Below are 12518 nucleotides of genomic sequence, written 5' to 3' on the forward strand. Positions count from 1 at the left end.
TTTGTATTACAAAAAGGGGTATTTATCAGCCAAATGATAAAAACTCAACATGATATAAAGAAATTAAACATTAAACGCCGTGAAATTACATCGTTATTTTAAAACAGCCATTGCCGTGCTTGCGATCGGCACAATGATCACCGGCTGTGGTCAAAAGACAGAAAAATCACAACAGCCAAACATTATTTACATCCTGGCCGATGATTTAGGTTATGGCGATTTAAGCTGTTACGGCCAAACAAAATTTGAAACGCCAAACATCGATCAACTGGCAGAACAAGGAATGCGTTTTACTGATAACTATGCCGGTTCACCGGTTTGTGCTCCATCACGTTGCGTACTGCTTACCGGCTTACACTCCGGACATGCCTACATCAGAGGAAACGATGAGTGGAACGAACGAGGCAATGTATGGGATTATGAGCGGATGTTATCTGACTCTTCCATAGAAGGACAACGCCCCTTACCTGTCAATACGCTTACGCTGGGTTCGATGATGCAAAGTGCCGGCTATACAACTGGTGTTTTCGGAAAATGGGGATTAGGCGCACCAGGCACCGAAGGTGAACCTGTAAAACAAGGGTTTGATGAATTTTACGGGTATAATTGTCAGCGACAAGCACACGACTTATATCCAAACCATCTGTGGGAAAACTCAACACGTGTGGTTTTGCAGAATGACACACTATTTCCTCACGACAAGGCAAATGCGGTAGCAAATATTCACGATGAAAATGAATATGAGAAATTTATTCAGAAAGAATATGCACCAGAGCTAATCCACAACAAAGCAATCGATTTTATAAAAAAACATAAAGACGAGCCATTTTTCATGTATTATGCCACTGTATTACCTCACGTTCCGTTGCAGGTGCCACATAAGTATCTCGACAAATACCATGAACAATATGGCGATGAAGAACCCTATCCGCATGCCTCGCATTATTTCCCAAGCCGATACCCAAGAGCTGCCTATGCGGGTATGATCAACTGCCTTGATGACCATATAGGAGAATTGGTGGCCACGCTTAAACAAGAAGGGCTGTATGAAAATACCATTATTGTATTTACAAGCGATAATGGCCCTGCATACAATGCCGGTGTCGACCTGCATTTTTTTGAGAGTTCAGGTCCTATGGCTAATGGTTACGGCCGAACCAAAGGATTTGTATACGAGGCTGGTATTCGTGTCCCACTTATTGTCAGCTGGCCCGAAAAAATTGCAAAGGGAACAATAAACAAACAATTAACTTCATTTCAGGACTGGATGCCAACCTTGTGTAACATAGCCAGACTTAAAACACCTGAAAATACAGATGGACAAAACCTTATGCCAACCCTTCTGGATATCAACAAAAAAATCCACAGCTACCTTTATTGGGAGTTCCCCGAGTATAACGGCCAACAAGCTGTTCGCTTAGGCAAATGGAAAGCCGTACGCACCAATATTCAAAAAGGAAATATGGAAATTGAATTGTATGATCTGGACAATGACATTAAGGAATCTGTAAATGTCGCTAACCAGCATCCTGAAATAATTGAACAAGTAAAAAATATCTTCTTAAAGGAGCATACTCCTTCTGAGTTAACTACATTTCGAATGAAAGCATTAGGTGATTCTGAGAACTAAAAATGAAGTGAACACAATGAAATTACATCGTTATTTTAAAGCTACATTAGCAGTAGTGGCAGTGGGTGCCATACTCAGCAGCTGCGGTCAAAAGGCAAAAACACCACAACAGCCAAATGTTATTTATATTCTGGCTGATGATTTAGGATATGGCGATTTAAGCTGCTATGGACAAACAAAATTTACAACACCCAACATCGATAAGCTGGCCGAACGAGGTATGCGATTCACACAGCACTACTCTGGCAGCACCGTTTGTGCTCCGTCGCGCAGTGCTTTAATGACTGGCCAGCACACCGGCCATACTTATATCCGTGGCAACAGGGAACACAAGCCCGAAGGACAACATCCATTAAAAGGTGATGTCGTTACAGTTGCCGAGTTATTTAAGCTGGCAGGTTACGCTACCGGCGCTTTCGGAAAATGGGGATTGGGCTACCCAGGCTCGGAAGGCGATGCCAATAATCAGGGATTCGATACCTTCTTTGGCTACAACTGTCAGATGCTGGGTCACCATTATTACCCTTATTTCTTACGCTCAAATCAGGACAGCCTGGTATTGGAAGCGAATGCAGGCAAACAAACAGGTATTTACGCTCCTCACCTAATACATGAAAAAACACTACAATTTATTGATGACCACAAAGATGAGCCTTTCTTTTTGTATGTGCCTTCAATCATTCCTCATGCCGAACTATTTGCGCCTGAAGAATACCTAGAGCGCTTCCGCGGAAAATTTGAACCTGAACATACATACAAAGGTGTGGATGAAGGCCCCCGATTCAGAAAAGGACCTTATGGCTCTCAGGCCGAATCGCATGCAGCTTTCGCCGCAATGATTACACTATTGGATGATCAGGTTGGTGAAATTGTACAAAAAGTAGAAGACTTAGGTTTAGCGGATAATACAATTATCATTTTTACATCCGACAATGGCCCGCACGTTGAAGGCGGTGCACAGCCAGACTACTTCAACAGCAACGGCCCTTTCAGAGGCTACAAAAGAGATTTGTACGAAGGAGGCATCCGTGTGCCGTTCATTGCCAGCTGGCCGGGGGTTATTGCCGAAGGAACCACATCTGATTTATTATCTGCCTTTTGGGATATGATGCCAACATTTGCAGATATTACGAGCCAAAATGCACCCAAAGGCATCGATGGTGTTTCGATACTTCCGACTTTAACCGGAGAAGGCGTACAGAAAGAACACGACTTCCTCTATTGGGAATTTCATGTTTGGGGTGGACGTAAGGCGCTAAGAATGGGCAACTGGAAAGCTGTTCAGTACGGTATCTCTAAAAATCCGGATGCCCCAATTGAGCTTTACGATCTTTCTGTTGACCTTGGAGAAACAAATAATATTGCAGACGAGCATCCGGAAATAGTCAATAAAGTGAAGACTATCTTCGGTACTTGTAGAGTTGAATCTGATGTTTTCAAGTTTTAAACTTGATTAATCCACCATCTTTCATTTACTAATATCAATCAACAAATAGAAACACAACGAAAGTTATATCGTTTTCATTTTATTTTTAAAATTAAGAAACGTATTTTTACCGTATAAAAGTAATTTATACTCTTATAAACTTTCAAATAAGAACAAAGGCTATGCAAAAACTCATTTTACTAATCAGCTATGCAATTTTACTAACTGTTCTTTCAGGATGTTACGAAAAGACACCTACTCAACCCAATATTGTAATCATCTATGCCGATGATTTGGGCATTGGTGATGTCAGCTGCTACCAGGCAGGTACCCTCAACACTCCGGGTATTGATAGAATTGCAGCTGAAGGAATACGTTTTACCAATGGATATGCAACAGCTGCAACCTGTACTCCGAGCAGATACAGCTTACTAACAGGTGAATACCCATGGCGAAACGAGCGTGCAAGAGTATTAGCTGGTAACTCGGCTCTATTAATTGACACCACGGCTAATACACTTCCCAAACTACATAGAGCCAATGGTTATGCCACCGCAGTTGTGGGTAAATGGCACTTAGGTTTGGGCGACGGAAACATTAACTGGAACGTACCGATTACGATGGGTGCCAATGAAGTTGGTTTTGAGCACTCCTACATTATGGCGGCCACCAACGACCGTGTTCCAACTGTCTATGTTGATAATGGTAATGTTGTAAACCTGGATGTAAATGATCCGATTGAAGTCAGTTATTATAAAAATTTTGAAGGAGAACCTACCGGAAGAGAAAATCCTGAACTATTAAAAATACATCCAAGTCATGGCCACGACAATAGTATCACTAATGGCATCTCACGTATTGGCTATATGAAAGGTGGAAAATCAGCGTTATGGGTCGATGAAGATATGGCTGATAATTTTCTGGATAAAGCAAAACAATTTGTAAGTCAGAACAAGAACAATCCGTTTTTCTTGTTTTATGCCTTACACCAACCGCATGTGCCACGTGTGCCCAACCAACGATTTGCCGGAAGCTCAGGTATGGGTCCACGCGGCGATGCGATTTTGGAAGCCGACTGGTGTGTTAATGAGTTCCTGAAAACGCTCGACGAACTTGGACTATCAGAAAACACACTGGTTATATTCTCAAGTGATAACGGCCCGGTGTTAGACGATGGCTATCAGGATCAATCTGATGTACTAATTGGTGAGCATACCCCTTGGGGTAATTTCAGAGGTGGTAAATACAGTTTATATGATGCAGGTACCCATGTGCCATTCATGGCCCGCTGGAAAGGACAAATCAAACCAGGCGTTTCGGATGCATTGATTTCACAGGTAGACCTGTATGCTTCCATTGCCGCCTTGTTAAACAGTGAGAACACGCGACCTGACAGCCAAAACCTGCTGGATGCACTTACCGGAAAAACAACAACCGGACGCAGCCAACATATTACGGAAGGCTTACAAGGTAGAATAGCTTACCGCGAAGGCGACTGGATTCTGATCCCTTCCTATAAAGGCGGTAAGAAAATCAGCTGGGGCGTCGATATAGAAACAGGCTTCTCATCTGAGCCTCAACTATACAATGTAAAAGAAGATCCAGGCCAACAAAATGACCTGGCCGCTGAGATGCCAGAAAAAGTTCAACAAATGCAAAAAGAATTTAATGCTATTAAATCTAATCCCCAATAGGACTATTAGCAATACATAGGATAGTAGGTGTATAATATCAAATTACTTAAATTCAGATTTAAAATTCAATTCAAAAAATAAATAAGACTATGGCAACCGACAGACGATCATTTCTGAAAAACATGGCCCTTGGTGCCGGTGTTGTAAGTGCTGCCCCACTAACGGGTTGTTCTACGGGTTCTAAAGAAACCGAGCAAGTCGCTTATATTCGTAAGAATTCAGAGCGCGTGCCTAAAATGCACTTCAATATGTGTGGATATGCTGCCCCAAAACTGGACACAGTACGTGTTGGTTTTGTAGGTATTGGCGACCGTGGAATTGGTGCGGTTGAACGAATGACATATATAGATGGCGTAGAAATAACTGCCATTTGCGATACGCGTCAGGCCGCTTTGGATGGTGCTCAGACAAAACTAGAAAAAGCCGGCTTGCCAAAAGCAAAAGAATTTACCGGTAGCGATACGGCCTTTATGGACTTATGTAACAGCAACCTGGTTGACCTGGTTTACATTGCTACTCCGTGGGAATGGCACGTACCTGTCGCTATTGCTGCCATGAAAGGGGATTCACATGCAGCCGTGGAAGTATCAACGGCCAAAACCATGGATGAGTGCTGGGAAATGGTTGAAGTATCGGAGCAAACAAAAAAACACTGTGTTATTTTGGAGAACTGTTGCTACGATTTCTTCGAACTGTTGACTCTTAACATGGCGCGTCAGGGTGTATTTGGCGACTTGGTACACGGTGAAGGTGCCTACATTCACGACCTGGATTACTGGCACTTCAACAAGCCACAGGATGATCGTCCGGGAGGTGATGGCGCATACGATAAACTATGGCGCTTGCACGAAAACACACGTAAAGCCAACGTATATCCAACACACGGACTAGGCCCAATTTGTCAGGCAATGGATATCAACCGCGGCGACCGTTTGGACTACCTGACAGCCATGATGTCGGATGACTTTACACTAGCCAATCGCATTAAAGAATTAGCACCTGACCGCCCGGATTTGCAACAGTTTATTGGCAAAGAAATGCGTGGTAATATGGATATGCAGATGATTCGCACGGTTAAAGGTCGTACCATTATGATTCAGCACGACATTAGCTCGCCACGACCATACTCTCGTATTCACATGTTAAGCGGAACGAAATGCTTTGCTCAGAAATGGCCACTTCAGCACATTGCCTTTGGTCATTACACTGTATCGGAAGAGAAAATGCAGGAGCTTTGGGACAAATACACTCCTGAGATTATTCGTCGCGTAGGTGATATGGCTAAAAAAGTTGGTGGTCATGGTGGTATGGATTTCATTATGGACTGGCGCCTGATCGACTGTCTGCGCAATGGTCTTCCGATGGATATGGATGTATATGATGCTGCTGCATGGAGCTGTATCACACCATTGAGCGAATGGTCAATCTTAAACGGTTCAAAACCAATTAACATTCCTGACTTTACTCGTGGATCCTGGAAAACCAACAAACCGGTTGAACTAACCCTTAAGGGTGGAGGTACTACAGGCGTTAGAAATCTTTCTGATGCCGATTCGAAAGGACAACTTTCTGTACACTAATTCATATAGCAGCAGGTGATTAATACCTGCTGCTTACTACATAATAAACAACTTATTACTATTTCATCCGGCACTATTTCTGGCCGGGTAAACTCATTACAATGACAAAGCATTTATTTATATTACTATTTGCTGTTGCGGCCATATTAAATACAAGGCCTGCTGCTGCCGATAATTTAAATGACTGGGAAAACCCAAAAATGTTCAATCAGAACAAGGAGGCTCCCCATGCATCGTTCATGAACTTTTCAAATATGAATGATGCCATTGAAAAGAAACACGAGGCATCGGTTTACTACAAAAGCCTGAACGGCACCTGGAAATTTAACTGGGTAAGAAAACCAGCCGACCGACCTGTTGATTTTTACAAGCCTGGTTATGATGTATCCAATTGGGATGATATTCCGGTACCATCTAACTGGGAATTGGAAGGCTACGGCATTCCTATCTATGTTAATCACCAGTACGAATTTGCCGATTACAAAAAACCGGTTTCGGACGAGATTAAATTTGTTGAGACAATTTATCCTGCTAATCCGGGACAAGTGCCTCACGATTATAATCCGGTAGGCTCATACCGCCGTACATTTACCGTTCCTCAAAGCTGGGACGGACGTCAGATCTTTATTCAGTTCGGAGCGGTTAAATCGGCTTTTTACATCTGGATTAACGGACAAAAAGTAGGTTACAGCCAGGGCAGTAAAACCGAAGCCGAATGGGACATCACCAAGTACCTGCAAAAAGGCGAGAACACTTTAGCTATTGAAGTGTATCGCTGGAGTGACGGCTCCTACCTTGAGTGCCAGGATTTTTGGCGCATCAGTGGTATCGAGCGCGATGTATTCATCTACTCTACTCCTAAAGTGCGTGTGCGCGACTTTTTTGTACAAGGCGATTTAGATGAGAACTACACAAACGGTATTTTAAAGCTGGATGTTGACCTGAAGAACCACACTAAAGGACTTCGCTCGGGCAACTACAAGCTGACTTACATGCTGCTTGATCGCAACCAGAAAGTGATTGCTGAAGAATCTTCTATTGCTAAGATTAACAAGAAAGAAGATTTACAGTTGCACTTTGAGAAAACCATTGAGAATCCTTTAAAATGGACTGCTGAAACACCAAACTTATACACCTTGGTGTTACAATTGGAGGATTCAAAAGGCAACAAAGAATACTTGTCGGCTAAAACCGGTTTCAGAAAAGTTGAAATCATCGACGACATTTTCTACATTAACGGGGTTGAAGTGCTGATTAAGGGAGTTAACCGCCACGAGCACAACCAGCTAACGGGCCACGTTGTGAACGAAGAGGATATGATTCATGAAATCAGACTCATGAAAGAGTTCAACATCAATGCAGTTCGTAACTCACACTATCCAACGCATCCTCGCTTCTACGAGCTGTGTAACGAATTTGGTATTTATGTGACCGATGAAGCCAATATTGAATCGCATGGTATGTATTATGGCAAATACTCGCTGGCTAAAAATCCTGAGTGGAAAGAAGCACATGTTGACCGCAATGTACGCATGGTAGAACGTAGTAAGAACCACCCTTGTATCATTGTTTGGTCGATGGGTAACGAAGCCGGCGACGGTGAAAACTTCACAGCTGTTTACGACTGGATTAAGCACCGCGACCCATCTCGTCCGGTTCATTACGAGCGTGCCGAAATGCGTGAAAACACAGATTTGTTCTGCCCTCAATATCCGGGCGTTCGCTACCTGAAGCAATATGCATCGAAGCACCAGACTAAACCGATGATCATGAGTGAATACTCGCATGCCATGGGTAATAGTACAGGTAATCTGGCCGACTTGTGGGATGTGATTTACGACCGCACCAACCGCCAGTTGCAAGGTGGATACATTTGGGACTGGATTGACCAGGGCTTGTTGGAATACGATGAAGAAGGCCATCCATACTGGACATATGGTGGCGATTATGGCGAGAACATGCCAACCGATGATAACTTTGTGTGTAACGGAATCATCTTCCCTGATATGACGCCACAACCGGCCGTTTGGGAAGTGAAATACGCTTATCAGTATGTGCGTTTCTCAAACGAAGGATTGCCAAACGGACAATATAAAATCACGAACTATCACGATTTCATCACGATTGATAACTATGATATCCGCTACAACATTACTGAAAACGGTAAGGAAATTCATCATGGTTTTGTAGATGTTGCTTTGAATCCGCACGAAAGCAAAGTGATTGAACTTCCAGCTCTTCCATTGAAAGGCCAGCCAGACTGCGATTATTTTATCGACTTTTCGGTTCGTCTGAAAAAAGCTGTTTCTCTCTTAGAAGAAGGATTTGAAGTAGCTCATGAGCAGTTTGCTTATCCAGTGCCGGTTCATCCGATTGCTGCTGTTGAGCAATATGACAATCTGAAAGTGAACCAAAACAATAGCTTCATCAATGTAGAAGGTAAGAATTTCAACATCGCATTTAGCAAAAGCGAAGGAACCATCTCGAGCTGGACTGTTAACGGCATGAACCTGATGCAGCACGGCCCGGTTATTAACTTCTGGCGTGCTCCTAACGATAACGACAAAGGAAGCAACATGATTAATCGCCTGGGAATCTGGCGCGAAGCAAGCCACTCCGTTAAAGCTACCAACGTAAACGTTGAGCAGCCAGCAAGTTACAAAGCGATTATTAACGTTAGCTATTCAATCGAAGCCATCGCTTCTACTCAAACAGTGAGCTACGAAGTATTGGGCAATGGCAAAGTAAATGTAACAAGCCAGGTGCAATTAGGTAAAGAAGACTTGCCAACGCTGCCTCGCTTTGGTATGCGCATGGAAATGCCGGTTGAATATGACAACCTGAAATTCTTTGGACGCGGTCCGGACGAAAACTATTGTGACCGTAACCGTGGGGCATTTGTTGGCTTATATAAAAGTAAAGTTGCCGACCAGTATGTTCCTTATGTACGTCCACAGGAGAATGGCTACAAAACAGATGTGCGCTGGTTCGAATTACGTAACAACAATGGCTGGGGATTAAAAATCAGCGGATTGCCAACATTAGGTTTCTCTGCATTGCACAACCCAATTGAAGATTTCGACCAGGAGACTCATAAAGAGTTTAAACACCTGAACGACATTATTAAGCAAGACGGTGTTTTCGTGACCTTCGACTTGAAGCAAATGGGTGTGGCTGGTGACAACTCTTGGGGAGCAACTCCTTACGAGCAGTACACCTTACCGGCTCAGAACTACGAATTTAAATTCAGTATCGAGCCTGTATTTTAAAGAATAGACAAAAGGTTATATTTCCACAAAAGAGTCTGGTTAATTTTGATCAGGCTCTTTTGCTGTTTAAAAAGGCTACAAATACAGTAAAGCTGTTATCCATAAGGGGTGCTAACAAGTTTTTAAATACTATTTTTGGACTGAATACAGTTAAGTAGACATGAGAAAAGCAGTTGTTCGAATAATATTGGTTGGCATTGTACTGTTCCTGTTGAGTTTTTTATTCAAAAAAGCAGATCAATACACTTCTACTGATGCCTATTGCAACAGCTGTCACGTGCACGAGCATGCACATACCTCATGGATGCAGTCGCCACACAATAACTCGTGCGAACAAACTGTACACTGTATCGATTGCCATCTGCCACCTAAAGGACAAGGCTTTTATAAAGAAAAGGTCAAAGCCGGTCTTCGCGACCTGTACGCCTTTTACACAAAAGATTCTACCGATTTTAACTGGCAACAAAAGTCTCAGGTTGACTTTGCCAAACACCATACATTCGAACAATCCTGCATTCAGTGTCACCCCAAGCTGTTCCCTTCTGACTTATCGGAAAACGGCGAGTTAGCACATTGGCACTATCAACAAAATAAGGAGGAGATGCATTGCATCCAGTGCCACATGAACATTGGACACGGAACGGATAAAAAGGCCAGCCATAACATCACCCTATTTACCAAACAGCACAAAAAAGACACAATATATACTCAGGCTGCCAATAGTATCGGACTGACTGCATTTATCGAAACCATCCCCGGCAGCGATATTGCGTTTAAAATGTTGCCGGTTCAGGGAGAAGCTAATAATACAAACGACTCCGCTGCAATTCAATCCTTTTTTATTGGCGAGATTGAAGTCAGCTGGGACGAGTACTTGCTATTCCTATCCGAAACAGAATCGGAAGGACGCACAGAGCATAACCAAGTGGATGGCATCTCTGGCGCCACACCTCCATGGGGCAATCCCGATCAAGGCTGGGGCATGGGCCGTCGCCCGGCCATTACCATGACGCACCATGCGGCAACTGTTTACTGTCAATGGCTATCGCTCAAAACCGGCAAAGACTATCGCTTACCAACCGAAGCTGAATGGGAATACGCTGCCTCCAAAGCCATTGAAAAGGAAGGCTTGAATAGCCAACTCACCAATACCAACAAAACCAATACACTTGAACCCAATGCTGTTGAAGCGGATGGCATTGGTGCCCGTCACCTGTTTGGCAATGTAAAAGAATTTTGTTCCGATGCGTTTGGCCAAAGCACGAAAGAATTTGTCATCAAAGGCGGTTCGTTCAAGTCGGATATTAAGACTTTATCTCCTTCCTTCCGCGAATCGACCCAGCACGATAACTGGCTGAAAACCGATCCACAGATACCCAAAAGCATTTGGTGGTATTCTGATTGTAACGATGTGGGTTTTAGAGTTGTTTTGAGTTACCATTCAAACGAAAACTAATTATTATGAGCAAGCAATCACGTCGCGATTTCATCAATAAAAGCCTGCTGGCCGGTGGACTGACACTGGCTGCCGGAGCTATGAGCTGTCGTCAAAAGAACGAAGCCAGGCCACTGCCCCAATCGGCACCCGATGGACCGGTTCTGAAAGCCGGATTGATTGGTTGTGGTTCTCGTGGAACAGGTGCAGCTCTTAACTTTTTAGATGCAGGCCCCTCCTTGGAGATTGTGGCACTGGGCGATGTGTTTGAAGATAAACTACAAAAATGTCGTGCTAACATCAAAAAAGAGAAAGGCATTGAGATAGACTCTGAGAAATGCTTTGTTGGTTTTGATGCTTATGAAAAAGTGATTGATGCCGGCGTGGATATCGTTTTGATGGCCACACCACCCTATTTTCGTCCTCAACAGTTTGAAGCTGCAGTGAAAGCAGGCAAGCATATTTTTATGGAGAAACCGGTTGCAGTTGACCCGGCCGGAGTACGTTCCATTATGATTAATGGTATGCGAGCGCAGGAAATGGGTCTTTCGGTCGTAACCGGAACACTCAAAAGGCATCAGGAAGATTACCTGGTTACTTATCAAAAGATTAAGAGCGGTGCTATCGGAGAAATTGTGTCAGGCAATTGCTATTATAACCAGGGCAAGCTGTGGCATGTTAACCCGCGTGCCGAATGGAGCGAACTGGAAGCCATGCTGCGCAACTGGGTGAACTGGTGCTGGTTATCTGGCGATCATATTGTAGAACAGCACATACACAACATCGACCTGATGAACTGGTTTATTGGGTCTCATCCTGAAAAAGCAACCGGTTTTGGAAGTCGGCAGCGCAGAACAACAGGCGACCAGTACGATAATTTTAGTGTGGATTACATTTATCCAAATAACGTGCACGTACACAGTATGTGTCGCCAAATAAACGGTTGCTCAACCAATGTGACCGACAACATCCGCGGCACGCACGGTTACACCAACTGCGAAAACACCATTTTTAATCCTCAGGGCGAGGTGAGATGGAAATATCCATTGACTGAAGAACAGCAAAACGATCGCTGGCACTTCTTCTGGCGCGCCTTTGTACAGGAGCACATCGACCTGGTAACAGCCGTCCGCACCAATCAACCAATCAATGAGGCCCAACAAATTGCGGAATCATCGCTGACTGCCATAATGGGACGTGTATCGGCCTATACCGGCAAAATGGTGACTTGGGACGAAATGCTAAACAGTGAACTGAAATTGGGCCCCAAACATTTTGTCATGGGCGATGTAAAGATGAATAAAACAATTCCTATCCCCGGCCAATAATGGATGACCAATTGCAAATAACGTGTCCGCATTGCCAGTCGTTGTGGAATAAAAACGACTTAAACCGTAGCTGCTGCAATTGTTTTTGCTGCACAGGATGTGAAATCTACATCTGCTCCCATTGTCAGCAAGAAATCATCATTCGACCCATTGGTA

7 protein-coding genes are annotated in these 12518 nt (G+C 43.7%); all 7 read left to right on the forward strand.

Features of this window, described 5'->3' with window-relative positions:
* Positions 1-79 precede the first annotated feature (79 nt).
* Positions 80-1630 carry an arylsulfatase gene (locus J1N10_RS01670; protein WP_262324935.1) on the forward strand — a complete coding sequence of 517 codons (1551 nt, stop codon included), beginning with the start codon at positions 80-82 and terminating at the stop codon, positions 1628-1630.
* A 16-nt stretch (positions 1631-1646) separates the two neighbouring features.
* Entirely contained in the window at positions 1647-3077 is a 1431-nt protein-coding gene (locus J1N10_RS01675; RefSeq protein WP_262324936.1) for an arylsulfatase, read from the forward strand.
* A gap of 161 nt (positions 3078-3238) precedes the next feature.
* On the forward strand, positions 3239-4750 hold the full coding sequence (locus J1N10_RS01680) for a sulfatase family protein (RefSeq protein WP_262324937.1): 1512 nt from the start codon (positions 3239-3241) through the stop codon (positions 4748-4750).
* 89 nt (positions 4751-4839) lie between these two features.
* Positions 4840-6330, forward strand: a complete 1491-nt coding sequence (locus J1N10_RS01685) for a Gfo/Idh/MocA family protein (protein ID WP_262324938.1) — start codon at positions 4840-4842, stop codon at positions 6328-6330.
* A gap of 101 nt (positions 6331-6431) precedes the next feature.
* Complete coding sequence (locus J1N10_RS01690; RefSeq protein ID WP_262324939.1) at positions 6432-9599, forward strand: glycoside hydrolase family 2 TIM barrel-domain containing protein; 3168 nt, start codon at positions 6432-6434, stop codon at positions 9597-9599.
* Between the two features lie 160 nt (positions 9600-9759).
* A complete protein-coding gene (locus J1N10_RS01695; RefSeq protein ID WP_262324940.1) occupies positions 9760-11055 on the forward strand; it encodes a NapC/NirT family cytochrome c in 1296 nt (431 codons plus the stop codon).
* Positions 11056-11060: 5 nt separating this feature from the next.
* Complete coding sequence (locus tag J1N10_RS01700; RefSeq protein ID WP_262324941.1) at positions 11061-12362, forward strand: Gfo/Idh/MocA family protein; 1302 nt, start codon at positions 11061-11063, stop codon at positions 12360-12362.
* The last annotated feature ends 156 nt before the right edge of the window (positions 12363-12518 follow it).

This window comes from Carboxylicivirga litoralis (assembly GCF_025499605.1).
In the GTDB taxonomy this organism is placed as follows: Bacteria; Bacteroidota; Bacteroidia; order Bacteroidales; family Marinilabiliaceae; genus Carboxylicivirga; species Carboxylicivirga litoralis.